This is a genomic window from Serratia sp. CY83965 (assembly GCF_052166375.1).
Classification (GTDB): Bacteria; Pseudomonadota; Gammaproteobacteria; order Enterobacterales; family Enterobacteriaceae; genus Serratia; species Serratia marcescens.
Map to the genome: position 1 here is coordinate 389485 of NZ_JBJNOV010000001.1, position 26591 is coordinate 416075.

The 26591-nt window shown below is 62.8% G+C and carries 24 protein-coding genes; 12 read left to right on the forward strand and 12 right to left on the reverse strand.

The features are described 5' to 3' along the window. Positions 1-29 precede the first annotated feature (29 nt). The 3 genes from zitB to ACJ8PL_RS01970 are packed head-to-tail and all read right to left on the reverse strand — an operon-like array spanning position 30 to position 4794. On the reverse strand, positions 30-992 hold the full coding sequence (zitB, locus tag ACJ8PL_RS01960) for a CDF family zinc transporter ZitB (RefSeq protein ID WP_261419991.1): 963 nt from the start codon (positions 990-992) through the stop codon (positions 30-32). After that, complete coding sequence (locus ACJ8PL_RS01965) at positions 992-4192, reverse strand: ATP-binding protein (RefSeq protein ID WP_442530769.1); 3201 nt, start codon at positions 4190-4192, stop codon at positions 992-994. Before ACJ8PL_RS01965 ends, zitB begins: the two co-directional genes overlap by 1 nt. Beyond that, entirely contained in the window at positions 4189-4794 is a 606-nt protein-coding gene (locus ACJ8PL_RS01970) for a response regulator (protein WP_028127666.1), read from the reverse strand. The genes ACJ8PL_RS01965 and ACJ8PL_RS01970 overlap by 4 nt, the downstream gene beginning before the upstream one ends. A 212-nt stretch (positions 4795-5006) precedes the next feature. Here ACJ8PL_RS01970 and aroG point away from each other — a divergent pair, with 212 nt between their 5' ends. The 3 genes from aroG to ACJ8PL_RS01985 all read left to right on the forward strand — a co-directional run bounded on the left by aroG (position 5007) and on the right by ACJ8PL_RS01985 (position 8562). Further along, the gene (aroG, locus tag ACJ8PL_RS01975) at positions 5007-6059 is read left to right on the forward strand and encodes a 3-deoxy-7-phosphoheptulonate synthase AroG (RefSeq protein WP_016928717.1); all 1053 of its coding nucleotides are present in this window, start codon (positions 5007-5009) and stop codon (positions 6057-6059) included. Between the two features lie 267 nt (positions 6060-6326). Beyond that, positions 6327-7517, forward strand: a complete 1191-nt coding sequence (locus ACJ8PL_RS01980) for a YjgN family protein (RefSeq protein WP_033633900.1) — start codon at positions 6327-6329, stop codon at positions 7515-7517. A gap of 7 nt (positions 7518-7524) precedes the next feature. Next, complete coding sequence (locus tag ACJ8PL_RS01985) at positions 7525-8562, forward strand: M48 family metallopeptidase (RefSeq protein ID WP_116403656.1); 1038 nt, start codon at positions 7525-7527, stop codon at positions 8560-8562. Between the two features lie 46 nt (positions 8563-8608). Here ACJ8PL_RS01985 and gpmA read toward each other — a convergent pair whose 3' ends face one another. The 9 genes from gpmA to modE form a co-directional block, all read right to left on the reverse strand. Continuing rightward, positions 8609-9361 (reverse strand): 2,3-diphosphoglycerate-dependent phosphoglycerate mutase, encoded by a 753-nt coding sequence (gpmA, locus tag ACJ8PL_RS01990; RefSeq protein WP_016928714.1) that lies wholly within the window; start codon positions 9359-9361, stop codon positions 8609-8611. A 216-nt stretch (positions 9362-9577) separates the two neighbouring features. Continuing rightward, entirely contained in the window at positions 9578-9925 is a 348-nt protein-coding gene (locus tag ACJ8PL_RS01995; protein ID WP_033633898.1) for a PsiF family protein, read from the reverse strand. Between the two features lie 197 nt (positions 9926-10122). Then, positions 10123-11166, reverse strand: a complete 1044-nt coding sequence (gene galM / locus ACJ8PL_RS02000; protein ID WP_097102593.1) for a galactose-1-epimerase — start codon at positions 11164-11166, stop codon at positions 10123-10125. Beyond that, a complete protein-coding gene (gene galK / locus ACJ8PL_RS02005) occupies positions 11160-12311 on the reverse strand; it encodes a galactokinase (RefSeq protein ID WP_079449565.1) in 1152 nt (383 codons plus the stop codon). Before galK ends, galM begins: the two co-directional genes overlap by 7 nt. Next, a complete protein-coding gene (galT, locus tag ACJ8PL_RS02010) occupies positions 12308-13360 on the reverse strand; it encodes a galactose-1-phosphate uridylyltransferase (protein ID WP_117287039.1) in 1053 nt (350 codons plus the stop codon). The genes galK and galT overlap by 4 nt, the downstream gene beginning before the upstream one ends. A 285-nt stretch (positions 13361-13645) precedes the next feature. Next, on the reverse strand, positions 13646-14464 hold the full coding sequence (locus ACJ8PL_RS02015; protein ID WP_110146762.1) for a CPBP family intramembrane glutamic endopeptidase: 819 nt from the start codon (positions 14462-14464) through the stop codon (positions 13646-13648). A gap of 166 nt (positions 14465-14630) precedes the next feature. Next, entirely contained in the window at positions 14631-15203 is a 573-nt protein-coding gene (locus tag ACJ8PL_RS02020; protein ID WP_442530770.1) for a cysteine hydrolase family protein, read from the reverse strand. Between the two features lie 94 nt (positions 15204-15297). Continuing rightward, positions 15298-16785 carry a molybdate ABC transporter ATP-binding protein ModF gene (gene modF, locus ACJ8PL_RS02025; protein WP_442530771.1) on the reverse strand — a complete coding sequence of 496 codons (1488 nt, stop codon included), beginning with the start codon at positions 16783-16785 and terminating at the stop codon, positions 15298-15300. A 90-nt stretch (positions 16786-16875) separates the two neighbouring features. Then, on the reverse strand, positions 16876-17667 hold the full coding sequence (gene modE / locus ACJ8PL_RS02030) for a molybdenum-dependent transcriptional regulator (RefSeq protein WP_305179207.1): 792 nt from the start codon (positions 17665-17667) through the stop codon (positions 16876-16878). 188 nt (positions 17668-17855) lie between these two features. Here modE and ACJ8PL_RS02035 point away from each other — a divergent pair, with 188 nt between their 5' ends. The 9 genes from ACJ8PL_RS02035 to modC all read left to right on the forward strand — a co-directional run bounded on the left by ACJ8PL_RS02035 (position 17856) and on the right by modC (position 26566). Next, positions 17856-20015, forward strand: a complete 2160-nt coding sequence (locus ACJ8PL_RS02035) for a TonB-dependent receptor (RefSeq protein WP_442530773.1) — start codon at positions 17856-17858, stop codon at positions 20013-20015. Between the two features lie 4 nt (positions 20016-20019). Then, on the forward strand, positions 20020-21015 hold the full coding sequence (locus tag ACJ8PL_RS02040) for an ABC transporter substrate-binding protein (RefSeq protein WP_442530774.1): 996 nt from the start codon (positions 20020-20022) through the stop codon (positions 21013-21015). A 1-nt stretch (position 21016) separates the two neighbouring features. Continuing rightward, the gene (locus ACJ8PL_RS02045; RefSeq protein WP_442530775.1) at positions 21017-21772 is read left to right on the forward strand and encodes a class I SAM-dependent methyltransferase; all 756 of its coding nucleotides are present in this window, start codon (positions 21017-21019) and stop codon (positions 21770-21772) included. Between the two features lies 1 nt (position 21773). Continuing rightward, a complete protein-coding gene (locus tag ACJ8PL_RS02050) occupies positions 21774-22799 on the forward strand; it encodes a FecCD family ABC transporter permease (RefSeq protein WP_028130655.1) in 1026 nt (341 codons plus the stop codon). Then, positions 22796-23584: an ABC transporter ATP-binding protein gene (locus ACJ8PL_RS02055; protein ID WP_016928700.1), complete on the forward strand. Its 789-nt coding sequence runs from the start codon at positions 22796-22798 to the stop codon at positions 23582-23584. Before ACJ8PL_RS02050 ends, ACJ8PL_RS02055 begins: the two co-directional genes overlap by 4 nt. Before the next feature lie 146 nt (positions 23585-23730). Beyond that, positions 23731-23880 (forward strand): AcrZ family multidrug efflux pump-associated protein, encoded by a 150-nt coding sequence (locus ACJ8PL_RS02060; protein ID WP_004939813.1) that lies wholly within the window; start codon positions 23731-23733, stop codon positions 23878-23880. Between the two features lie 158 nt (positions 23881-24038). Continuing rightward, positions 24039-24812: a molybdate ABC transporter substrate-binding protein gene (gene modA, locus ACJ8PL_RS02065; RefSeq protein ID WP_097102587.1), complete on the forward strand. Its 774-nt coding sequence runs from the start codon at positions 24039-24041 to the stop codon at positions 24810-24812. Then, positions 24809-25498, forward strand: a complete 690-nt coding sequence (gene modB / locus ACJ8PL_RS02070) for a molybdate ABC transporter permease subunit (protein ID WP_016928698.1) — start codon at positions 24809-24811, stop codon at positions 25496-25498. The genes modA and modB overlap by 4 nt, the downstream gene beginning before the upstream one ends. Next, positions 25499-26566 (forward strand): molybdenum ABC transporter ATP-binding protein ModC, encoded by a 1068-nt coding sequence (gene modC / locus ACJ8PL_RS02075; protein ID WP_016928697.1) that lies wholly within the window; start codon positions 25499-25501, stop codon positions 26564-26566. Positions 26567-26591 lie beyond the last annotated feature (25 nt).

A 26591-nucleotide genomic window follows, 5' to 3' on the forward strand; every position in this document is an offset into this window, starting at 1 on the left:
AGAGGGCGCCGTGATGGCGCCCTCGTGGCTTAGTGGTGATGCCCCAGATGGGAATGCGCTTCGGCATGTGAGTGTTCACTCGGCTCCGGTGCCCGGTTGATACCGCAGTCCGGCGTCTCGCAGTGTCGGTACTCCATCTGGATGGTCACGTGGCCGATCTTGTAGTGTTCCAACAGATAAGCCTGGATACGTTGCAACAGCCCATCGTGGTCATGCGGCGGGATCACCTGCGCATGCAGCGTCATCAGCTTCTGTTCGCCGATCTGCCAGACGTGTACGTGGTGGATATTGCGCACTTCCGGGATGTTCAGGCACAGGTCTTTTTGCAGCTTGGCGATGTTGACCTCCTGCGGCGTGCCTTCCAGCAGCTCGTGGAAGCTCTCCTTCAGCAGCCGCCAGGCGCTGCGCAGCACCAGACAGGAGACCAGCACCGACAGGATCGGGTCAATCGGCGTCCAGCCGGTGGCGAGAATGACGATGGCGGCGACGATGGCGCCCACCGAGCCGAGCAGGTCGCCCAACACATGCAGCGCGGCCGCCCTCACGTTGATATTTTTCTCTTCGCTGCCGCGATGCAGCAGCCAGAAGGCGAACAGGTTCGCCAGCAGCCCCGCTATGGCGATGATCAGCATCGGAGTACCCATCACCGGCTGTGGTTCGAAGAAACGCCGTATCGCCTCCCACAGGATGAATACCACGATCACCAGTAGCGCCGCGGCGTTGAGGAAGGCCGCCAGGGTGGTCAGGCGCAGATAGCCGAAGGTGTGGCGCGCGTTGGGCTTGCGCTGGGAAAAGTGCACCGCCATCAGCGCCACCAACAGCGCGGCGGCATCGGTCAGCATGTGCCCGGCGTCGGCCAACAGCGCCAGCGAGCCGGACAATAGGCCGCCGGCCACTTCGGCCACCATAAAGACGGCGGTGACTAAAAAAGCGGTCAGTAGGCGTTTACTATTACTGTCTTTCGGCAGGTGTACGTGTGGAGTGTCCGACATTATTCATCCTTATGCATAGCGAAAGTGGGGGCGGCGGCGAGCAGAGCGTCCAGCTCCGGTTCTATCTGCGCCACTGACGCCTTTAATTTAGTATAAGCGGCGGCGGCAAGTTCGCCCCGACGTGCGGTTTCCACCAGTTGCTGGCACAGCCGCGCGGCTTCCGGCAACTGCAGCATCAGCAGGCTGCCCTTGATGCGGTGCGCCGCCTGTTCCAGGCGTGGCCAGTCGCTCGCGGCGACGGCATCCGCGAGCCGCTGCCGGTCTTGCCGCAGCGTGTCGTTGAGCGTCTGCGCCAGCCGCTGCATCATGGCGCGATCGCCGCCCGCCATCTCAGCCAGCGTTTGCCGTAGGTCAGTAAGGACTGACTTTTCTTCCTGAGCCTGCGGTTGCTGAGTCAATACCTGGCCGATTGCCGCCAGTGAAATCGGCTTGGTCAGGAAGTGGTCGATCGCCACCAGGCCCGGCGGGATGCGGGTAAACTCCTGCACGTCTGCCGAGCAGAGCACGATGCGGCAAGGCGGGCGCTGCAGCCGCTGTTCGTCGCGCCGGATCAGCCTGGCCAGCGTCAGTCCGTCCGGGCGCGGCATGTTATAGTCGATAAACAGCAGATCGAACGGCTGCCGGCGCTGGGCCTGCAGCAGCGCATAGCCTTGTTCAAAGCGGGCCGGCTGCAGCCCGAAGTGGCGCAGCTGGCGTTCCAGCAGCAACAGATTGGTGGGATGATCGTCGATCAGCGCGGTACGCATGGCGGAAGACGGCAGATCAAAGCTACGCTCTGCCGGGGCGACAGCCGGCGGCGCGCCGCTCAGCTCGACCGGTATCGCGACCTCGACGCGTGTACCGACGCCCGGCTGCGAGTGCAACGCGATGCGGCCGCCCATCTGTTCGACGATTTCTTTGCAGATCGACAGGCCCAAACCGGTTCCTTGCACCGAGATGCGTTGCGCGCCGCGCGCGCGGTAAAACGGTTGAAACAGCTTGCCTACCTCATCGGCGGCGATGCCGCAGCCGCTGTCGTTCACCGTCAGATGCAATTCCCCCTGCCGTTCATCCTGCGCGCGCCAGCCGACTTCGACCTGAATGGCACCGCGCGGCGTGAACTTTATCGCGTTGTTTATCAGGTTGTTAGCCACCTGAAGTAAACGCTCACCATCAATGACCACCGCCTCCGGCAGCGCCAGATCCGCCACCACGCTCAGCGTCAACGGCCGATCGCCGATCAGCGGTCGGTAAAGGGCGTCGATGCGCGCGACCCAGGGGCGCAGCGCCACCGGTTTTGGCGCCAACGTCAACGACCCGGTTTCCAACCGCGCGTGATCCTGCAGGTCGTTGAGCAGGTTGAGCAGCGATGAGGCCGAACTGTAAATCACCGGCAGGCCTTCCGGCGCAGGTTGGCGTTTGAGCTCCAGTTCCAGCAGGCCGAGGATGGCGTGCATCGGCGTGCGCAGTTCATGGCTGACGGTGGCGAGGAATTTGCTCTTCATGCGATTTTCCGCTTCGGCGCGGCGGCGCGCCTGCTCGAGCTCTTCGCGTTCGCGTTTTTCACGGCGCTGCAGCATGAAACGGCGCAGAGTCAGCGCCAACAGCAGCACGGTAGCGGCGGCCAACAGCGCCAGCAGCCAGGTGGTCTGCGGCGGCATGCGGTTGTCGTTCACCGCGTCGATCAGGTTGCTGCGATCGACGATCCACTCGTCGCGCAGCGATTGCAGGGTATCCGCCGGGATCTGCATCAGGTTCTTATCGAGGATCGCCAGCAGCAGCGGCTGATCGCGGCGCACGCCGAAAGCCACCGGATAGGGGATGTTGTTGGCGGCGAAGGCCAGCTTGATGGCGCCGGAATAGCGCGACAGCGCCAAAAAGTTGGCGGAGATGACGTTATCCACCAGCGCATCCAACTGGCCGTTGGCCAGCGCGTCGTACATCGACTTGCTGTCGGCGAAGCTGACGGTCTGTTCCTGTTCCGGCACCAGCCCCTGCGCCAAATCGCCCTGCAGCACGCCGATGCGCTTGCCGGCCAGATCGCCCCAGGTCGAGACGCCGTTGGCATACTGGCCGACGTAAACGCCCCACAGCGAACGGTGGATCGGCATGCTGGCGCTGTAGCGCGCCTTGACGCCGCGCGCCAGCGGCAGGGCGGCGCGGAAGCTGGCCTGGCCGGATTGCACCAGCTGATCGGCTTGCTCGGCGTTGCGCGCCCACAGCGGCGCGAAACGCAGCCCGGTGTTTTGCGCGATGATGTTGAGAATATCGATGGCGTAGCCGCGCGGCTGGCCGTCGGAGCCGCGGTAGGCGAACGGGAAATTGTTCTCGATGGCGGCGTAGTAAACCACGCGGTGGCTCGCCACCCAATTCTTCTCCATCGTCGTCAGATCGGCATTGCCGGTATCGAGGTAGCTGGGGATCTTTTTGCTCCAGCGGCTCTGCAGGGCATTCATCAGCTCCATCGGCGCGTCGGCGATGGCGGTGTCCAGCGTATCTATCAGCCGCGGGTCGGCGGCGGCGAACACGAAGGACAGGTTGCCCAGGTTCTCGTTGCTTTCAATCTGATAGAGCTGGCCGAGCTGCAACTGGTCGATGATAAAGCTGGCGCTGGCCTCGTCGGCGATAAAGTAGTCGCTGCTGCCGTTGAGCAGCGAATAGACCGCCTGCAGGTTGTTGTCGTAGCGCTGGATCTGCGACGCCACCGCCTGCAGGGCGCCGCCAGACTGCATGTCGGTCAGCGCGCCGATCGCGACGCGGGCATTGGCGGAGTTGAGCATCACCGGCCGATCGTTGCTGCGGTCGCGCAATACGCGCAGGTTGCTGACGTAATAGGGCTGAGAGATCGCCAATCCGTGCAGCGCTTCACTTTGCGGGATGCCATACAGCAGATCGATTTTGCCGTCGTGCAGCGCCTGCTCCAGCTGCGTCAGATCGGCGAAGCCGTAAATGGCGAAGCGAATGCCGGTTACCTGCTGGATATAGCCGAGGTAGTCGGCGTTCAGCCCATACAGATCGTCATCCACAATGATGTTGTACGGGCTGGTGTTCTCACTGATGATGCCGACGCGCAGCGTGCGGTCGCGCCAGGGGTTTTTCTCGCCGACGATCAGCATGTTCTCGGGGGTATTCAGATTGCTGACCAGCTGATAGCGCACCGGCTCCCCCGCCTGCGCCAGGCCGCACCACAGGATCAGCAGCAGCAGGGCGCGGCGCATCATGGCGCCAGCTCTTTAAATACCGCCACCAGCTCCAGCAGATTACCGGCGCCGGTTTTGCGCTGGATGTTTTTCTTATGCGTGCTGACGGTCTTGTTGCTGATGTGCAGCCGGTCGGCGATCTGCAGGTTGGACAGCCCCTGGCTCAGCAAACCCAGCACCTCGAGCTCCTTGGGCGTGAGCAGCCCGCCGTCCGCCGTCGGCGCTTCTTCGGCCAGCGCGGCGGCGGGGAAACTGGCTTCACCGTCCAGCACCTGCTCGATCGCCAGCACCAACTCCGCCAGCGAGCTGCCTTTATTGACGAAACCGTCGGCGCCGGCGGCATGCGCCATGCGCGCATACACATCGGCCTCTTGCGCGGTATAGATCAGGATCTTTTGTTGCGGGTAGCGGCGGCGGATTTTTTTCAACAGCTGCAGCCCATCGACCTGCGGCAGGCCGATATCCAGGATCACCAGACCGAAAGCGGCCTCGGCCAGCAGAGCCAACGCCTGGACGTCGTCCTGTGCCGCCTGCAGGCGGTAGGGGCGGGATGATTTCATTAGCGCCGCTTCCAGTGCGACATGAACCACCGGGTGGTCATCAACTAATAACAGAGAAGGCATGTTCAACTCGGGTCGCTTTATATTCCGATCGCTAGCATAGCGAAAAAGGAGGCTCTGCGCTCCCCTGATGAAACAGCACAATCTGCTGTTAATTTGGCGGTTCCAGCGGAGGGGGGCAAAGGTGATTTACAGCGCCATTCCCACAGGCTAGATTGTTGGGATCTACACCGTTACGCACTGCGAAATACCCCTCGATACCGAATGGAAAAGCTATGAATTACCAAAACGACGATTTACGCATTAATGATATTAAGGAACTCCTGCCGCCGGTGGCTCTGCTGGAGAAATTCCCGGCTACCGAACGCGCGGCAAAGACGGTGTCCCAGGCCCGCAGCGCGATTCACAATATCCTCCGCGGCAGCGACGATCGCCTGCTGGTGGTGATTGGCCCTTGCTCCATCCACGATACCCAAGCCGCCAAAGAATACGCGGGGCGCCTGCTGGCGCTGCGTGAAGAACTGAGCGGCGAGCTGGAAGTGGTGATGCGCGTATACTTCGAAAAACCGCGCACCACCGTGGGCTGGAAAGGCCTGATCAACGATCCGCAGATGGACAACAGCTTCAACATCAACGACGGCCTGCGCCTGGCGCGCAAACTGCTGGTGGAGATCAACGACAGCGGTCTGCCGGCCGCCGGCGAATTCCTCGACATGATCACGCCGCAGTACCTGGCGGATCTGATGAGCTGGGGCGCCATCGGCGCGCGCACCACGGAATCGCAGGTGCACCGCGAGCTGGCCTCCGGCCTCTCGTGCCCGGTCGGTTTCAAGAATGGCACCGACGGCACCATCAAGGTGGCGATCGACGCCATCAACGCCGCCGGCGCGCCGCACTGCTTCCTGTCGGTGACCAAGTGGGGTCACTCGGCGATCGTTAATACCAGCGGCAACGGCGACTGCCACATTATTCTGCGCGGCGGCAAAGAGCCGAACTACAGCGCGGCGCACGTGAAGGACGTCAAAGCCGGCCTGAGCAAAGCCGGGCTGCCTGCGCAGGTGATGATCGACTTCAGCCATGCCAACAGCAGCAAACAGTTCAAAAAGCAGATGGACGTGAGCGCGGACGTGTGCGGGCAGATTAGCGGCGGTGAAAAAGCGATCATCGGCGTGATGATCGAAAGTCACCTGGTGGAAGGCAACCAGAACCTCGAAAGCGGCGAACCGCTGGTTTACGGCAAGAGCGTCACCGACGGCTGCATCGGCTGGCAGGACACCGAAACCGTGCTGCGCGATCTGGCGGCGGCGGTGAAAGCGCGCCGCGGATAACCGCAAACAATGACAAGGGCCCGATAACGGGCCCTTGTTTTATCCTTGCCATTGCACTTCTCTATATTCCACGACTTTAAGGCTTACAGTTAATAGGCCAATTAAGTCCTTAAGCGGCCCTCTTCGCATTATTCCTATTTAAGAAAAGAATAATTGTCACTACTCGCGGCATTGTGCTTATATAAGACGCTTTTTTTATTCCATAAACCCCGCAGGCCTAATAAGTGGGGAGTGGTATGACCTTATTCCTTTCAGGATGAAAGAATTATGACAAACAATACCTCGCAGCCGCTGGGGCTGCACCGGATTAAATTCCATGGGAAAGGTGGTGAGTACTTCGCTATTTGGTTAGTCAATGCATTATTGACCGCCTTGACCCTGGGCATCTATTCCGCCTGGGCGACGGTGCGCCGTCGCCGCTATTTTTACGGCAACACGGAATTGGACGGCGATCGTTTCGACTACCATGCACAACCGCTGCAAATTCTGAAAGGGCGGCTGTTGGTGATCGGCGGCATCATCGTGTTTTATATCTTGCTGGCGATAACGCCCCTGTTGGGGCTGCTGGCTTTGCTGGTGTTGCTTGCCCTGCTGCCGTGGATCGTTATTCGCAGCTGGCGCTACAATGCGATTATGTCGAGCTATCGCGGCGTGCGTTTTAATTATGTCTGCCGCACCGGGCGTGCCTATTGGGCTTTACTGTTCTGCCCGTTATTGCTGATTATCGGGCTGTATGTCGGTCTGATCATCTTGCTCGGCATTGGCAGCGGTCTTGGCAGCATCAACGCCATCGCTTTTATGCTGGTGCTGACGCTGATTTTGGCCGTGCCGGCATTTGCGGCGGTAAACGGCATTATTAGCGCACTGCAGCATGATTTGTACGTTAATAACCTGTTCTTCGGGCGCACACCGTTTATTGCCGAACTGAAGAAATCGGCCTTTATCAAATTTGCCTTGATCGGCCTGCTCATATTCCTGCCATTCATGTTGGTCGCGTTGGTGTGCATCGGTTCGTTCTTCTTTACTCTCTATCAGATGGTGTTGATGGGCATGTTGACCAATGAAGCCATTGATGTGCTGGTGCTGGACAATATCAGCAGCCTTCTGCTGATGATGGTGGTGCTGTTGATCGGCGCGCTGGTGGCCAGCAGCTACCAGGTCGTTGCCCAGCGCAACTATCTGTTTAACCAGGCAAGGCTGAACGGCGACATCAAGCTGCATTCCTCAATGAAAACGCTGCCGTATATGGGATTGTTGATCACCAATACCCTGATTACCCTGTTCTCGCTCGGTTTGGCGGCGCCGGTGGCGGAAGTGCGTCATGCCCGTTATCTAGCGGCCTGCACGGCGGTTGAAGGCGATCTGGCGCTGCTGGACATTACGGCGCATCAGGAAAGCGCCAACAGCGCGGTGGCCGAAGAAGCGCTGCAGGCGCTGGATCTGGGCGGCAACTTCTGAGGCGCCGATGATCCTTGAAGGCGCTTATCAGTTGCCGGGACGGGCCGCACGTGAGGCGGCTCGTCTGCTGGTGAACGAAAGCGGCGAAGGCGTGACGTTGCAGCGGCAGGATGAACAGCGTTACATCCCGCTGACGGACATCACCGTTTCTGCCGCGCTGGGCAATATTCCGCTGACGCTCACCTTCAAGGGCGGCGGGCGCTTTGTGCCTGACGACGACGCGGCCTTTCGCCGCTGGTTCTATCAACGCCGTTCGCCGGGGTGGGTGCATCGCCTGGAACGCCATAAACGCGGCGTCGCCCTGGCGCTGCTGATGACGCTGCTGGCGGTAGTGGCTTACGTTTACGTGGTGCTGCCGTGGGCGAGCAGCGAGATCGCCATGCGCGTCCCCACCTCGGTGGAACAGACGCTGGGCGAACATACGCAGACGTTTTTGGACCAGAGCGGCTTCGCGCCCTCCGCACTGCCGGCCGAACGGCAACGGGCGCTGCAGCAGTTGTTCCGGCAGGTGATGCCGGCCGAGATGCGCCAGGAGCGCACGCCGCTCTCGCTGAAGCTGATGGCGGCGCCCGGTGCGCCGAACGCCTTTATGTTGCCGGACGGCACGCTGGTGCTTAGCGACAGCCTGGTCACCTTGTCAAAAAACGACGATGGCTTGGCGGCGGTGATGCTGCATGAGATGGGGCATCACGCCCATCGTCACCCGATGCGCATGTTGGTGCGTTCGTCACTGGTGGCGTTGACGCTGATGTGGATGACGGGTGACGTCAGCGGCATCGGCGACACGCTGCTGCAGTCCGCATCCTTCGTGAATGAGATGCAGTTTTCTCGCGGGATGGAGCGTGAGGCGGATGCGTTTGCGATAGCGGAAATGCAGCGCCAGGGGCGTTCGTTGGCGGAAATGGCGGCGATCTACCGCGCGTTGGCGCAGGCGCCTGAACGAGAAAAGGCCGATGACTGGGCGCTGCCTGCCTGGCTCAGCACCCATCCGGCGATGCAGGAACGGCTGGACGCGGTGAACGAGGCGATGGCGCAGCAGCAATAAAAAAGCCCCCGGTGAAAACCGGGGGCTTTTTCGTGAACGGGCGAAATTACTTCGCTTTACCTTGGTTCGCTACGGCCGCCGCTTTTGCTGCGATCTCGTCGGCGTTACCCAGGTAGTAACGTTTGGTTGGTTTGAAGTTCTCGTCGAACTCATACACCAACGGCACGCCGGTTGGGATGTTCAGCTCGAGGATTTCATCTTCGCTCAGGTTATCCAGGTATTTCACCAGCGCGCGCAGGGAGTTGCCGTGCGCCGCAACGATCACGCGCTCGCCGCTCTTGATGCGTGGCAGGATCTCTTCGTCCCAGTAAGGGATAACGCGATCGATGGTCAGCGCCAGGCTTTCGGTCAGCGGCAGCTCTTGCTCGCTAAGCGAGGCGTAGCGCGGATCGTGGCCAGGGTAACGTTCGTCTTCTTTGGTCAGCTCAGGTGGGGTCACCGCGAAGCCGCGACGCCATTGTTTCACCTGCTCGTCGCCGTATTTTTCCGCGGTTTCCGCTTTGTTCAGACCCTGCAGCGCGCCGTAGTGACGTTCGTTCAGCTTCCAGGATTTTTCGGTTGGCAACCAGGCTTGATCCAGCTCGTCGAGGATGTTCCACAGGGTGTGGATCGCGCGCTTCAGTACGGAGGTGTAAGCGAAGTCGAAAGTGAAACCTTCTTCTTTCAACAGCTTGCCTGCTGCTTTCGCTTCGGTGCGGCCCTTGTCGGACAGATCAACATCATACCAACCGGTGAAGCGGTTTTCTTGGTTCCACTGGCTTTCGCCGTGACGCACCAGAACCAGCTTAGTTACAGCCATAGCTTAACTCCTTAATAATCTGACATTTCAATGATAACGAAAATCATTATATTGCCGCGGGCCGGGGCTCGGCAATCGATAGTGTCTAACCATAGCCAATTTCTTGCCGCAAAGTAAGGGCTGGCGAAAGGAAAAAGCTGAATCGTTCAGGCTGATGCGGAAGGGGGAGAAACGGCACGTCGGAATCGCTCCGGACGCGCCGTGGCGTAGGGAAAATCAGGCCGATTTTTTCAGGCAGTTGCTCATGAAGGTTTTACGCGCGTCGCCCTTCAGATCCTTGGTCTTGGCGTCGGCGTTGCAGCTTTTCATTTTCTGCTGCTGCGGCGTCAGGGTTTTGCCGGACGCAGCGGTGCCTTCGGACTTCAGGCAGGTGCTCATAAAGGTGGAGCGATCGGCGCCTTTCAGCGACTTGGTGGATGCCTGCTGGTTGCAATCGGTCATGCGTTTCTGTTGGGCCGCCTGCGCCGGCGAAGGCGTTTTCGTCGCCGTCGTCGCGTCGGCCGCCATCAGATTGGTGCTCAGCATTAAGCCCGCCAGCAATGGAAGTGCAGTAATCAGACGCATAGGTGTTCCTTCAGCTATTGATTGGCCGCCATCGGCCGAAAATGGTGACGTTGCACAAGGCGTTGTGCTTATCACGGTAGCCTGAGTGTAGTGCGCGCTTTGGAATAAGGGAAGGTGGGCGCCGGTGGGGGGATGGCGCTAAAAGGTAAGCATTTATAACAAATTGCCCCCGGCCGCACGGCGAGGGGCGTAGCGGGTCAGATAGGATAAAACTGATAATGCGTGGCGCTGCGGTAGCGGCTCCCCGGTTGCAGCCAACAGTCCGGCTGCGGCCACTCGGGATGGTGCGGGCTGTCCGGCAAAAACTCGCTCTCCAGCGCCACGCCGGCATGGTTGGCGTAGCTGCCGCCATCGCGCGCCGGCGTGCCGGCCAGATAATTGCCGCTGTAGAGCTGCAGCGCAGGCGCGTCGGTGAACACGCTCATTTGCACTTGCCCGTCGGCGGACCACAAATGCGCCGCCGGGCTCTCCAGCGCCCCACAGGTACGCTGCAGCAGAAAGGCGTGATCGTAGCCTTTCACCCGCTGCTGGTCGCGATCGCGCAGGAAATCCTGTAACAACGTTTTCGGCTGACGAAAATCCATGCCGCTGCCGTCCACCGCCGTCAGATCGGCACAGGGAATGCCCTCGGCGTCGACGGGCAGGTAGCGATCGGCGAACAGCTGCAGCCGTTGGGCGCGGGCGTCGGTGCCGGCGCCGTCGAGATTGAAATAGGCGTGGTTGGTCAGATTGACCGGGCAGGGGCGATCGACCTGCGCCAGGTAGTTGATTTCCAGACGATTATCCGAGGTCAGGCGGTAACAAACCTGCACGTCGAGATTGCCGGGGAAACCCTGATCGCCCTCCGCCGAGTGCAGCGCATAGCAAACCTGTTGCGCCTCGTGCTGTACCCGGCGCCAGCGGCGGGCATGGAAACCGTCGGGGCCGCCGTGCAGCTGGTGGGCACCCTGATTGGCGGCCAGCGCATGGGGTTTCCCGTCGATGGGCAAACTGGCGTTGGCGATGCGGTTGGCGTAACGGCCGACGGTGGCGCCCAGATAGGCGCCTTGATGCGGGTAGTCCGCCGGGCTGCGGCAGCCGAGCAGCAGTTCGCGTTTTTCACCGGATTTGAGCGGCAAGACGGCGGACAGCCAGGTGGCGCCCCAGTCCATCAGCGTCACCGTCATGCCGTCGGCGTTTTGCAGCTGTGTCAGCTGGTAAGGCTGCCCATCGGGCGCCGCTGCCGTGGTTGCCGTCAGCATGTACCGGCCCCCTGCGAAGCCTGGCAGACATAGAAGGTTTCCTGCAATCCGCCGGTTTGCCGCGGATACTCGTGCGCCACGGCGGCACGCACCGACTCCACGAGATCCTGCGGCATCAGCGCGACGATGCAGCCGCCAAAGCCGCCGCCGGTCATGCGCACGCCACCGCGCGGGCCGATCGTCGCTTTGACGATCTCGACCAACCGATCGATCGGCGGCACGGTGATTTCAAAATCATCGCGCATCGAGGCGTGGGACTCCGCCATCAGCCGGCCCATGCGCTGCAGGTCGCCTGCCGCCAGCGCGTCGGCCGCCGCCAGCGTGCGGGCGTTCTCGCTGATGACATGGCGCGCGCGTTTGGCCACCAACGGATCCAACTGATGTTGACGCGCTGCAAACTGTTCCGGGCTGACGTCGCGCAGCGCCTTGACGCCGAAGAACCGCGCCGCTTCTTCGCACTGTGTGCGGCGGGTGTTGTACTCGCTGTCCACCAGCCCGCGCTGCACATTGGAGTTGATGATCACCACCGCGACGCTGTCCGGCATCGGCACCGCACGGGTCTCCAGCGAGCGGCAGTCGATCAGCAGAGCGCTGTCGCGCCGGCCGAGCGCGGAGATCAACTGGTCCATGATGCCGCAGTTGCAGCCGACGAACTGGTTCTCCGCCTCCTGGCCGTTCAGCGCCAGCGCCACGCCGTCCAGCGGCAGCTGATAGAGCGCCTGCAGCGCCTGGCCCACCGCCACCTCCAGCGCGGCGGAGGAGCTGAGCCCCGCCCCTTGCGGCACATTGCCGGCGATCACCAGATCCGCGCCGCCGAAGTCGGCGTTGCGGCGCTGAAGATGTTTCACCACGCCGCGCACATAGTCGGACCAGCGCTGATCGGGGTGGCTGACGATCGGCTCGTCGAGCGAGAATTGATCCTGCTGATTCTGATAATCGGCGGCCAGCACGCGGATCTGGCGGTCGTCGCGCTTGGCGCAGGCGATGACGGTTTGGTAATCGATGGCGCAGGGCAGCACGAAGCCGTCGTTGTAATCGGTATGCTCGCCGATCAGGTTCACCCGCCCCGGCGCCTGGATGGTCAACGCCGGCGCGTAGCCGAAGTGCTCGGTAAACAGGGAATGGGTAAGCGGTTTCAGGCTCATGCTTGGGCTCCGGCTTCACGGTAATGAATATCGCTGACGGCGCGCAGACGCTCTGCGGCCTGTTCGGCGGTCAGGTCGCGCTGGGTTTCCGCCAGCATCTCGTAACCGACCATAAATTTGCGCACGCTGGCTGAACGCAGCAGCGGCGGATAGAAATGGGCGTGCAGCTGCCAGTGCTGGTTGTCGGCGCCGTTGAACGGCGCGCCGTGCCATCCCATCGAATAGGGGAAGGAACACTGGAACAGGTTGTCGTAGCGGCTGGTCAGCTTCTTCAGCGCCAGCGCCAGATCGCTGCTCTGCGCCGCGCCGAGTTCGGTGATGCGCTGCACCGCCGTTTTCGGCAGCAGCAGCGTTTCAAACGGCCAGGCGGCCCAGTAGGGCACCACCGCCAGCCAGTGTTCGGTGTTCACCACGATGCGTTCGCCTGCGGCCAGCTCGCGCTGTGCATAATCCAGCAGCAGCGGGGAGGCATATTCCCGGAAATAGTCGTGCTGCAGGCGATCTTCGCGTTCGGCCTCGTTCGGCAGAAAGCTGTTGGCCCAGACCTGCCCGTGCGGGTGCGGGTTGGAGCAGCCCATCGCCGCGCCTTTGTTTTCGAACAGCTGTACCCAGGGGTAGTGCTTGCCCAGCTCATCGGTTTGCGCCTGCCAGGCGGCAACCACCTGCTCCAGCGCCGGCAGCGTCAGTTCGGGCAGGGTCTTGCTGTGATCGGGAGAGAAGCAGATCACCCGGCTGACGCCGCGCGCGCTCTGGCTGCGCATCAGCGGATCCTGGCTGTCGGGCGCCGGCGGCGTATCGCTCATCAGCGCGGCGAAATCGTTGGTGAAAACATAGGTACCGCGATAATCCGGATTGCGATCGCCGGTGACGCGCGCGTTGCCCGGGCACAGGAAACAGTCGGGATCGTGCGCCGGCAGCGTTTCTGTGGGGACGGCCTCCTGCTGGCCCTGCCAGGGGCGCTTGGCGCGGTGCGGTGAGACCAGCACCCACTGGCCGCTCAGCGGATTGTAGCGGCGGTGCGGATGATCGATAGGGTTAAATTCCGTCATACGGTTCCTTTCTTGGCGCCGACGAAAGTGTAATCGCTTCCAATTACCGTCTTGAGACGCCCGTTGCTGAACAGGGAGAGGCTGTTGCGCAGAAAGATAGCACGCCCGCGGCGGTAAAAAGGTGATCTAACGCGAAAAATGGAATCGTTTACACTTCATTGCAAAGCGCAGGAGGGGCGAAGAAAAGCAGGCGGCAACGTGATTGAGGGCATTGCGGTGAAGTGCCGGTGATAGCGTTTTCACCCGACCAGCCGGCAGAGAGGGGCTCTCTGCCGGCTTCAGCCGTTAAGAATGCTGGTACAGCGGATAGGTGAAGAACAGCAGATGGGTCAGATTAAGCCCGAAATGGAACAGAATCGGCACCCACAGACGGCCGCTCCACATCCACGCCAGGCCGTAGATCACCCCGGCGAGGGTCGCGAAGATCACCATCAGCGTACCGCCCGCCAGATGCGCGGCGCCGAACACCAGGGAGGCGACGATCAGCGCCGGCCAGGCGCCCAGCCACTGGCTGAGGCGCTGTTGCAGGTAGCCGCGAAACAGCGCTTCCTCGGCCATGCAGACAAAGAACAGGTTCGCCATCACGAAAGGCAGGATCCAGGCGGGCGCATGCCACTCAATTTTTAAGCCGCCCAGCGCGACGGCCAGCAGCAACAGCGCCGGCACGGCCAGCAGCAGCGCAATCCAGCCCGCTCTGCTGGCGTTGCCGCCGCGTTCGGCGGAAAACAGCGTGGGCAAGCAGGCGAACAGCAGGAAGGGCACCATCGCCTTATCGAAGTTGTAATACATGGTGAACGGCGCGCTGAGCGGACCGGCTTTTTCGCCGTCGATCATCAGTTGATTGTGGATGCCGGGCACCAGGTGCAAGAACAGCGCCACGCAGCCGGCGACCACCAGCCCTTCGAGCGCAATCGCCAGATTACGCTGCGCGCGAAAATGGTGGCGCAACCCCGCCAGCGCTACGATCGCCAGCAGATAACTCAGGCTGAGCGGCGTCAGTACCCCATGATAAAGCCCCATGCCCGCCGAGGCGGCCAGGATCACCCAGGCTATCAGCCGATTAAACGGCAAGAAAAATAACGAAGCAGCCAGTACGCCCCACATGATATGTCCCTTTAAATATGTACACGGCGCTCAGCGCCTTTGCGGCGTGCGATGATGGCAAAATTGAGCGCTAGAGCGGATAGTAGCACACCAGGATGACGCTAAAGGTCGGGGCAGTGATGCATTTGTGCATGATGCCGGCCCACACGACCGGCGGCGAGGAGGGTTAGCCTTTCATCCATGCCTGCGAACGGGTGATTTCGGCCAGGTTTTGCAGGGTATCCAGGCTCTGCTGGTGGATCTCCTGCGTGGGGGCCGCGCACAGATCGTGCAGCACGGTCACCTGAAAGCCGGCGTCGTGCGCCTGCCGCGCGGTGCTCTCGATGGCGAGCGGCGTGCTGCTGCCCGCCAGCAGCAGGTGGTGGCACCGATGTTGCCGCAGCCAGGCTAACAAATTGTTACCGGAGAAAGCGCTGACTGCCGTTTTTTCAAACTGCAGATCGGTCTCTTCCTGATGCAGTTCGGGCATCCAGCGGCAGCCCGGGCCATTTAGCCGCAGCGCGCCGATCTGCTTGAGATGGTTGAACAGCGGCGAATGGGGCGGGATGTCATGATAATCGTCGGCGAATCCCACCCGCACCCAAATCACCGGGATTTTTCGCACCCGGGCATAGGCCGCGGCGGCATTGACGTTGGCAAGCAGGTGGGTCGTCATCACCTGTTCGCGGCAGTGGTTGGCGCGCCCTTTGGGCCCGATCAGATCTTCGATCAGGTCGATGATAATCAACGCAGCGGACATGGCGTCTCCAAAAATGGCCTTCTTCCTTTCTATGATAAAAGGCCAAATGTGATGTGCTGCGGTGAAGTGTTGCCGGATATGTTTACGCCGCGTTTCAGGCTGAGGCCGCCTCCAGCCGTTGCTGTTGGTAACCATAGCCGCCTTCGCCGTCGGGCACGAAGCTGAGGCGGTGAGTGATGCACTGCGGCGCATCTTCGGCATGGTGCGAGACGAACAGCAACTGGGTGGCGCCCTGGCCGATCAGCACGTCGATAAAGCGGCGCACCAGCTGGCGATTGAGCGGATCCAGCCCCTGCAGCGGCTCGTCGAGGATCAGCAGCGCCGGGTGTTTCACCAGCGCGCGGGCGATCAGCGCCAGCCGCTGTTGGCCCCAGGAAAGGCTGTGGAACGGGGCGTCACCGCGCGCGCCGTTGAGCCCGAGCAGCGCCAGCCATTGCTCTGTCAGCTGCCGCTGACGATCCGAGACCGCCTGATAAATGCCGATCGAATCGAAGAACCCTGACAGCACCACGTTGCGCACGCTGGTGTTGACGCGATAATCCAGATGCAGGCTGCTGCTGACGTAGCCGATATGGCGTTTGATTTCCCAGATGGTTTCCCCGCTGCCGCGGCGGCGGCCGAACAGCGTCAGATCGTTGCTGTAGCCCTGTGGATGATCGCCGGTGATCAAGCTGAGCAGCGTGGATTTGCCGGCGCCGTTCGGGCCGACGATCTGCCAGTGCTCGCCGGGGTTAACCTGCCAGTCGAGATGATTGAGGATCGGCCGATCGTTATAGCTGACCACGCCGTCACGCAGGACGATCAGCGGCCGATCCGCCGGCAGGGCCACTTTTTGCGTCGGATCCTCGGTTTCCGGCAGCGCCAGCCCGCTGAGGTTTTCGCTGTGCGCCAACTGCGCCACCAGCGCGTCCGCCATTACCTGGCTGCGCGGCCCGCGGCTGGTCAGGGTGCAGTCCGCCAGCACGCCCACCTGGCGGACAAAATCCGGTATTTCGTCGAACCGGTTGAGCACCAGCACCACGGTTTGGCCCTGGGCGGAAAGCTCGCTCAGCAACGCGGCGAGCTGCGCGCGCGAGTGCACGTCCAGCCCGTCGAAGGGTTCGTCGAGGATCAGCAGGTCGGGCTCGGGCATCAGCGCCCGGCACAGCAGGGTCTTGCGCGTTTCGCCGGTGGAGAGGTATTTGAAGCGGCGCGTCAGCAGGGCGGTGATGCCGAACTGCGCGGCCAGCCGCTCACAGCGCGCGGCGTCTTTCATCTCTTCCTGAATGATCTCCGCCGCGGTGCGGCCGGTGTCGTCTTCGTCCGCGCTGAGCAGATCGGTGTTGTTGCGTTGCCACTCGTCGCTGACCATTTTTTGCAGCTGTTCGAAGGAGATGCGCACCGCGTGCTGAAAGTCGCTGCGGCGCTCGCCGCTCAACAGAACCAGTTCGTCGGCCAGCGCGCGCGCCAGGGCGGATTTGCCGCTGCCGTTGGCGCCGACGAAGGCCCAGCTGTCGCCGGCCTGGATTTCCAGCGCGTCCAGCGTCAGGGTGCGGGTATCGCTTAAGCGGAATGAACCTTGCGAAATATGCAACGACGACATCACCTGTTCCTTTTTTTGCAATTATTTGCCTTAGAAATAGGCGTATTGCAGGGGGATGTCAATCAACAAAAATGCAACGTTACGTTGCGCTTAACACAACGTGGCGACAATCACGTGGTCGGCGTTGAACAGGGCGTGTACGGCGGCGCCGACGCTCAGCTGCAGGCGCTGCAACTCCGCCGTCGTCAGCGTGGCGCACAGGGTTTCGCCCCCCGCCAGCGTCACCAGCACCTCGCTGTGTTCGGCGCCCGGCTGAATGCCGGCCACCACGCCCGCCAGCGCGTTATCCGCGTCGACATGTTCCGCCGTCTCGACGCTTAACCGCACCCAGGGCGCCTTGATCAGCGCCAGCACCTCTTTGCCCGGCGTCAGCTGCAGCCGGTCGGCGCTTTGCTGGGTGATGGCCGCCGTCAGGCGAGTGCTGCCGTCGTTCAACAAGATCGCCAGATGCTGCTGCACCTGCTGATGATCGCGCTCGATGACGGTGCCGAAAAATTGATTGCGCGCGCTGGTTTGCAGCGAGAAGCGCGAGATGGCCGCCAGCAGACTGTCGAGCGGCAGATCGTCCTGCTGCAACACATCGAAGGCCTTTTGCTGCACCTGGCCCAGCAGGTCATACAGCTGGATCAGCCGTTGGCCGTAGTGCGTCAGCTGCGCGCCGCCGCCGCCTTTTCCGCCGGTGGCGCGGTCCACCACCGTGTGTTCCGCCAGTAGGTTCATCTCATTGATGGCGTCCCAGGCGCTTTTGTAGCTGATGCCCGCCAGTTTGGCGCCCTGGCTGATGGAGCCGGTGTGCTGTACCTGTTTCAGCAGCGCGATGCGGCGCGGATCGGCGAACAGCTTTTGCTGGAGTTTGAGAGTCAGAAGAATTTCGGCCTGCATAGCGCATCCTGTCGGCGGCAAAAATCTTATTGTCGCCGATTTGGCGACAAAGCGCCAAACGCAGTGCGCTGGAGAGCGGGGTAATAAAGACTGGCATTGCTTTATTGTTATAATATAACATAACAGAAAAACAATAAGGCTTTACGCCGGCTGCGGCCGGTTTTTATTTCACCACAGGGATGCACCACATGAGTACGACACGCCGGCGTCTTGGCACGCCCAGAAAATCTTTATGCCTTGCCGCCTGGGTCGGCGGCGCACTGACGGCGCCGCTGGCTTTCGCCGCCGACTGCGATAAAGCCCGCAATGCCACGGGATGTGAAGAACATCTCACCGTGGAGGCGGCGGCCTCCGCCGGGCGTTACGATGCGTTGAACGCCCTGAGCCGCAGCGCGTCACAGCTCGGGCTGAGCGCTCGGGAGACGCCGCGCAGCGTCGATATCATCCGCGCGCGGGCGATCCAACAGCGGGGCGATCGCTCGCTGGCCGCCGCCGTCGAGCGCGCCACCGGTCTGTCCGGCGTCGCTTCGCCAACGTTGTCCAACAACTTTTCCGCGCGCGGTTTTCGGCCGATCGCCTGGCTGTATAACGGCGTAGAGATGCCCGGCAGCACGCTGCAGCTGGGCGATCCGGCGCATTACGACAGCATCGAGGTGCTGCGCGGGCCGGGGTCGGCATTGAACGGACTGAGCGCCGCAGGCGGCAGCGTCAACCTGATCTCGCGGCGGCCGACCTTCAGCCGCCAGCCGGTTGAACTCGACTATGGCTTCGGCAGCTACCGCAGCCAGCGTCTGCATCTGGGGGCCGGCGGCGCGCTGGTGGACGATGCGGTGGCGTACCGGTTAGACGTCAGTGGCAACGACAGCGGCAGCAACGTGCAGTATGAACGCGATCGGCAGAAGCGGGTTTCCGGCTCGCTGCTGTTTAAATTGACGGACGATGCGTTGCTGACGCTGAGCCTGGACCGCATGCTCAACCGCACCAACAACCCTTACTACGGCACGCCGCTGCTGAATGGGCGCATTGCCGGCGAGCTGCGCGACATCAATTACAACAACCTGACCGACAGCCGCATCCAGAGCAACGCCACCGCGTTTCAGGCCAGTCTGGACTGGTTTATGACGCCCGAAGTGGAGTGGCATAACCAATTCTATTACTACAGCGGCTTTCGCGAATGGCGCAACGTCGAGCGTTTCCGCGTCGCGGCGGCGGCCCGGCCCGGCGACGTCAACCGCGACTCTTTCGGCGCCCTGGCGCACGACGACGATCTGATCGGCAACCGCAGTTCGCTGGTGTTCGATCGCGCCATTGCCGGTTTCGATAACCGGTTGCTGGTCGGCTTCGACCTGAGCAAGCGGCATTTTCAGTACTACTCCAACGGTTTCCCCGGTTCCGAAGACGTGCCGCTCGGCGCGCCGCCCAGAGAGCCGTTCGCGCAGGGCACCGATCGCCAACGCGCGCCGGTGCGCCACGTCACCCAGAATCAGTACGCCGCCTTTCTTGAAGATCGCTTCAGCCTGACCGAGCGTTTAGCGTTGCTGGGCCAGTTGCGCTACAACCATATGGATATGGACTGGCGCTTCCAGGGGCCGCAGGAAGAGAGCCGCGCGCGCACCTACGTTTTCAGCACCTGGAGCCTGGGCCCCAGCTATGCATTGACCGATAACCTCACGCTCTACGCCAACTACACCACCGGCCAGGAGCCGGGCAACGATCTGTTCTTCCTCAGCCCGGCGCAGATCGATCTGCCGCTGACGCGAGCGCGCCAGTGGGAGGCCGGCGCCAAAGGGCAGTTTTGGGGTAACAAGGGCGAGGCGACGCTGGCGCTGTACGAACTGCGCAAGGACAACCTGTTTGTGCCCGACGCGCAGCGGCCGGATGCGTTGAACGCGGTAGGCAGGCAGACGTCGCGCGGCATCGAGCTTGGCGTGGTGCTGCGTCCCGACGAGCGCTGGGAGCTGGCCGGCAACGCCGCCTACACGCACGCCCGCTACGACGACTATCGCGGCGGTAGCCCGCTGCGCAGCTACAACGGCAATCGCCCGGCCTATATCCCGGACTGGACCGCCAACCTCAGCGTGCATTATCAGGCGACGGAACGTTTGGGGCTGGCTTCTTCGCTGCGCTACGTCGGCAGCAGTTACAACGACGATGCCAACCGGCGCAAGATGCGCGCGTACACCACGCTTGATCTGGCGGCGGACTATCAGCTGACGCCGATCGTCGATGTCGGTTTCCGCATTCGCAACGCCACCAACCAGCTGTACGCCTATCAGCGCACCTATCCGGATCAGGCGCTGATTGCGCCGCCGCGCAGCTATGAAACCTTCGTGTCGGTCAGGTTCTGACGGCGTGAAACATTCGTTTTACTCGCTGCTGTATGCCCTGGGCTTGATGTGGGGCGTCTCGCTGCCCGCCAATGCCGTCAGCCTGCACAATTGTGGGGCAATGCGCGATTACCCGCAGCCGCCGCAGCGGGTGCTGGTCTACGCCAATCCGGCGCTGGAAAACCTGCTGGCGCTGGGGCTGGCTGGCCGTGCGATCGGCGTGGTCGGGTATGACCGCACGCGCGATCCCGCGCCGACGGCGTCGGCCGATACGCTGCGGGCGCCCGCCGGCCCGGCGCCGCCCACGGCGGAAGCGTTGCTGCTGATGCGGCCGGATTTTGTCTATTCGGCCAGCTATTACTGGCTGCACAGCCCGGAAACGCCCGATCGGGCGCGGTTGGCGGAATGGGGCATCGACACTTATCTCTCTCCCGGCGCCTGCAGCGGCCAGCAAAGCGCGATCGCCGCCGCGCTGACGTTCGAAGACATTTTCACCGAGCTGCGGGAGCTGGCGCGCATTTTTAACGCTGGCCGCGCCGGTGAAGCGCTGATCGCGCGGCTGCGCGAGCAGCTGAAGGCGCTCGAACCGCAGCGCGCGCCATTGCCGCATCGGCGTCTGCTGTGGTGGTATGCCGGCACGCAGACGCCCTACGTGGCGGGTTGCTGCGGCGCGCCAGGTTTGCTGAGCCGCAGCGTCGGCAGCGAGAACCTGTTCGGCGATCTGCCCGAGATGTGGCCGACGGTATCCTGGGAGATTATCGCCGCCCGCGATCCGGATGCGATCGTGCTTGGCGATCTGCCGCGCGGTGGCTTCGGGGACAGCGCGGCCGACAAGATCGCCTTTCTGGAGCATCACCCGCTGACCGCTACGCTGCGCGCCGTACGTCAGCGGCGCTACGTGATCCTCCCCGGTTACGACATGGACCCTTCCGCCCGCACCGTGGCGGCGCTGGGCCGTTTGATTCGGGGCCTGGCGGCCTTGCCGCCGCAGACTCCGACGCTTTCCAACAAGGAACCTTGATATGACTGCCGTTTCATTCTCTTCGCTGCTGGACTCCTGGGATCGCCAGCAGGCGGCTTACATCGCCGAACGCGAAGCGCGTTTTAACGCCCAGCTGGACGTGCTGGCGCTGGCCGTCGGCCAGGATTTTCACGTGCTGGATCTGGCCTGTGGCCCGGGATCGCTGAGCCTGCGTATTTTGCAGCGCTTTCCGCAGGCCAGGGTGACCGCCATCGATCTCGATCCGCTGCTGCTGGCGGTGGCGCGCGGCGCGCTGGCGGCGTACGGCGATCGGATCCGCATTCTGCAGGCCGATCTGGCGGATCCTGCCTGTTTTTCCGTGCTGTCCGGCCCCACGCCGCAGGCGGCGGTGTCCAGCACGGCGCTGCACTGGCTGATGCCGGAGCAGCAGCTGGCGTTGTACCGTAACGTCGCCGGGCTGCTGGCCGCCGGCGGCGTATTCCTCAATGCCGATCATCAGCGCTATGACCACCGTCAGCCACGGCTGAAAGCGTTGGCCGAACGGCACGACGAGCAGACCCAACAACACGCCTGGGACAGCGGCGTTGAGGATTGGGATCGTTGGTTCGCCGGCGCTCTGCAATCGCCGGCCTTGGCCGCTTATCAGGCCGAGCGCGAAGCGCTGTTCGCCGGTCGGCCGGTATCGCCGCCGACGCCGGTGGATTTCCAGCTCGCGGCTCTCAGACAAGCCGGTTTCAGCGAGGCGGGGACGGTATGGCAACTGTTGGACGACTATGTGATCGCAGGCTGGAAATAGCATGAGCCGGCGGTTACTGCCCGGCCGTGAGGCCGGCGGGTTGTTGCTGCTGGCGGCGGCGCTGCCGCTGGCCCTGCTGGGCGCCACCTTGTCGGGGCCCGCGCCGATCGCGTGGCACGACGCCTGGCGCATCGTGCTCGGCGTCAGCGGCGGTGCGCAGACCGATACCGAGGTGTATCAGCGCATCATCTGGTCGCTGCGGATGCCGCGCGCGCTGCTGGCGGCGCTGGCCGGTGCCGGGCTGGCGCTGGCGGGCACCGTGCTGCAGTCGCTGACCCGCAACCCGCTGGCCGATCCCTGGGTGCTGGGGATCTCCTCCGGCGCCGGCGTGGGGGCGGTGACGGTGTTGGTGTTGGGGCTGGGGGGCGGCCTGTTGTCGGTGTCCGGCGGGGCGTTTATCGGCGCGCTGGCGGCGTTTGCATTGGTGATGCTGCTGGCCGGACGTTCGCTGGAGGGGGAGTCCACGCTGTTTATTCTGGCCGGGGTGGCGGTGACGCAGCTGCTCTCCGCGCTGACTTCGCTGATCACCCTTTGGCAGGCGGACGCCAACGCCACGCGCGGCGTGATGTTCTGGCTGCTGGGATCGTTCAGCGACGCGCGCTGGCCGCAGGTCGGGCTGTGCGGGCTGGCGCTGGCGGCGACGCTGCTGCTTTGCTGGCTGCGGGCGGGCGAACTGGACGCGCTGGCGTTTGGCGGCGTGACCGCCGCTTCGCTGGGGGTGGCGGTGGCCCCGCTGAAGCTGCTGCTGTATGTGGTGACCACCGCGCTGACGGCGGCGATCGTCGCGTTCAGCGGCGCGGTGGGGTTTATCGGGCTGACGGTGCCGCATGTCGCCCGGCGGCTGGTGGGCTCGCGGCATCGGCTGCTGTTGCCGGCCAGCGCGTTGTGCGGCGCCCTGTTCGCCGTGGCGGCGGACACGCTGGCCAGAACGCTGTTTGCGCCGCGCGAGCTGCCGGTCGGCGTGCTGACGGCGCTGCTGGGGGTGCCGATATTCCTGTTGTTGCTGTATCGAAAGGTCAATGCATGACGATTGAAAAAGCGCGATCCGGCCTGTGCGCCGAAGCGGTGAGCTGGCGAGCGGGGGCGCGCACGGTGCTGGAAAATCTCAGTTTCTGCGCCTTGCCCGGTGAGATCACCGGCGTGCTCGGCGTCAACGGCAGCGGTAAATCGACGCTGCTTAAGTTGCTGGCCGGGCTGCAGCCCGCCGCCGGCGGCCGCGTTTGGCTGGAAGGGCGCGAAATCGCCGCATTTTCCGGACGGGAACGCGCCAGACGCATCGCTTTTCTCGAGCAATCCGCCCCCGGCGCCTTCGCGCTGCCGGTGAAGGAGGCGGTATTGTTGGGGCGTCTGGCCCATGTCGGCCGCTGGCGTGGTTTTGGTTCCGAGGATCGCCGCCTCGCCGGGCAGGCGATGGAGCAAGTGGGCATCAGCCACCTGGCCGATCGCGATTGGCAGCGGCTGTCCGGCGGTGAACGGCAGCGGGTGCATCTGGCGCGCGCGCTGGCGCAGCAAACGCCGTGGCTGCTGCTGGACGAACCCGCCAATCATCTGGATATCGCCCATCAGCAGCAGTTTATGGCCTTACTGCGGCGGCTGAAACTCAGCGTGGTGGTGACGCTGCACGATCTGAATCTGGCGGCCTGTTATTGCGATCGGATCGCGCTGCTGCAGCGGGGCGGGATCGGTGCGGCAGGCGCGCCGCGGCAGGCGCTGACGCCGGAGAACATTCACGCGGTATATGGTGTGGAGGCCAAGCTGGCGGCGCCCGCCGGCTATGCACCGCCGTTGATCTATTACCCCGCGCCGGGATGAGGGAGGCTGAAAGGGCACGTTTGGCCGATCACAATTTCGCCTCGCTGGCTAAAATAACTCCGGTTTTAGCGATTTTTTTGGGTTAGAATAACCCGATATGCGGTGAAAGGCATTTGCCGCTCAATGGGCAGTTAAGCGAGGCTATCATGTTGGAATTATTGAAAAGTCTGTTGTTCGCCGTGGTGATGGTGCCGGTGGTCATGGCGCTCATTCTCGGCCTGATCTACGGTTTTGGCGAAGTGTTCAACGTCTTCTCCAAAGTGGGCCGTTCGAAAGAAAACCGCACCCAGCACTGACCGTTCCCCATCCCGATACCCGCCGGCATCCCCCGGCGGGCATTCCTCAAGTTATCTCACGCTTTGCCGATAAACCGCATGACAAGCTTTCGCGCAACGTTATATTATTTTTTATATAACGAAGAGTGATAATGCACGTTAACTTGCGGAGAAAAACAATGAAACAGCAATGGACCAAATGGGTTGGCGGGATCGTTCTGGCATCGGGCCTGGTGGCTCAGGCTTCGGCGGCGGAAAAGATCACCGTGTTCGCCGCCGCGTCGCTGACCAACGCGCTGCAGGACATCGCCACCCAATATCAAAAAGGCAAGGACGTGCAGGTGGTTTCCTCCTTTGCGTCGTCCTCGACGCTGGCGCGCCAAATTGAGCAGGGCGCTCCGGCCGATCTGTTTATCTCCGCCGATCAGCAGTGGATGGATTACGCCATCGACAAGCAGCAGATGGTGAAAGACACCCGTTACACGCTGCTGGGCAACGAACTGGTGCTGATCGCCGCCAAGAGCGATAAACACGACAAGATTGCCATCGACAAGCAGACCGACTGGGCCAAGCTGCTCAGCGGCGGCCGCCTGGCGGTGGGCGATCCGGATCACGTGCCGGCCGGCATCTACGCCAAAGAGGCGCTGGAGCATCTGGGCGCCTGGAGCCTGCTGGAGCCGAAGCTGGCGCGCGCCAACAACGTGCGCAGCGCGATGGCGTTGGTGGAACGCGGTGAAGCGCCGCTCGGCATCGTCTACGGCTCCGATGCGGTCGCCAGCGACAAGGTGAAAGTGGTGGGCGTGTTCCCGGAAGACAGCCACAAACCGGTTGAATATCCGATGGCGATAGTGAAAGATCGTCAAACTCCGACGGTCAGCGCTTTCTATACCTATCTGAAGAGTCCGGAAGCGGCCGCTATTTTCGAACATTATGGATTCACCCCGCGTAAATGATTCTGAGCGAGTATGAGTGGCAGGCGGTTGAGCTGAGCCTGAAAGTCTCCGGTTTGGCGGTGGTCTGCAGCCTGCCGTTCGGCATTCTGATGGCCTGGGTGCTGGTGCGTTGCCGTTTTCCCGGCAAGGCGCTGCTGGATGGCGTCATTCACCTGCCGCTGGTGCTGCCGCCGGTGGTGGTCGGCTATTTGCTGCTGATCGCCATGGGGCGGCGCGGCGTCATCGGCGAGCGGCTGTACGACTGGTTTGGCTTCAGCTTCAGCTTTAGCTGGCGCGGCGCCGCGCTGGCGTCGGCGGTGGTGGCGTTTCCGCTGATGGTGCGCGCTATCCGGCTGGCGCTGGAGGCGGTGGACACTCGGCTGGAGCTGGCGGCGCGCACGCTGGGCGCCAACCCATGGCGGGTGTTTTTCACCATCACGCTGCCGCTGTCGCTGCCCGGCGTCATTGTCGGCGTGGTACTGGCCTTCGCCCGCTCGCTGGGGGAGTTCGGCGCCACCATCACCTTCGTCTCCAACATTCCCGGTGAAACCCGCACCATTCCGCTGGCGATGTATACGCTGATTGAAACGCCGGGGGCGGAGGCCGCCGCCGCGCGTCTGTGCGCGATCGCCATCGTGCTGTCGCTGGCTTCGCTGATGGTGTCCGAATGGCTGGCCCGCTGGGGCCGCAAACGGATGGGGGCGTAAATGCTGGAGCTGGACTTCTCGCAGCAGCTGGGCGACCTTAATCTCAACGTCCGCGCCGATTTGCCGGCGCAGGGCATCACCGCGATTTTCGGCCTGTCCGGCGCGGGAAAAACCTCCCTGATCAACGCCATCGGCGGCCTGACCCGTTTACAGCAGGGGCGCATCGCGCTCAATGGCCGCACGCTGGTGGATACCGCCGCGGGCCTCTGCCTGCCGCCGGAAAAGCGCCGAATCGGCTACGTGTTTCAGGATGCGCGGCTGTTCCCGCATTATCGGGTGCGCGGCAACCTGCAGTACGGCATGGCGGCCGGCATGCGCGCGCAGTTCAATACCATTGTCGAGCTGCTGGGCATCGGGCCGCTGCTTAATCGGCTGCCGTTGACGCTCTCCGGCGGTGAAAAACAGCGGGTGGCGATCGGCCGCGCGCTGCTGACGGCGCCGGAACTGCTGCTGATGGACGAACCGTTGGCCTCGCTCGATCTGCCGCGCAAACGCGAGCTGCTGCCGTATCTGGAGCGGTTGGCGCAGGACGTGAACATCCCTATCCTCTACGTCAGTCATAGCCTGGACGAGATCCTGCGGCTGGCCGAGCAGGTGATGGTGCTGGATCGCGGTGAGGTGCGCGCGTTCGGCGGGCTGGAAGCCGTCTGGGCCAGCAGCGCGCTGCGGCCGTGGCTGCAGCGTGAAGATCAGAGCAGCGTGCTGCGCGTCAGCGTGATTGAGCATCATCAACGCTATGCCATGACTGCGCTGGCGCTCGGCGATCAACGGCTGTGGGTCAGCGGCATCGACGCCGAATTGGGCACCCAACTGCGCATTCGCATCAACGCCGCCGACGTCTCGCTGGTGCTGCAACCGCCGGTCAACAGCAGCATTCGCAACGTCTTGCCGGCCAAGGTCAGCGAGTGTCTGGACGTGGACGGGCAGGTGGAAGTGAAGCTGGCGGTCGGGGAACACGTGCTGTGGGCGCGGATCACTCCGTGGGCGCGCGATGAACTGGCGATCCGCCCCGGGCAGTGGCTGTACGCGCAGGTGAAGAGCGTGTCGATCAGCCGCGAGAGCCGCTAAGGCAGGCCCTCCCGGCGGGAGGGCG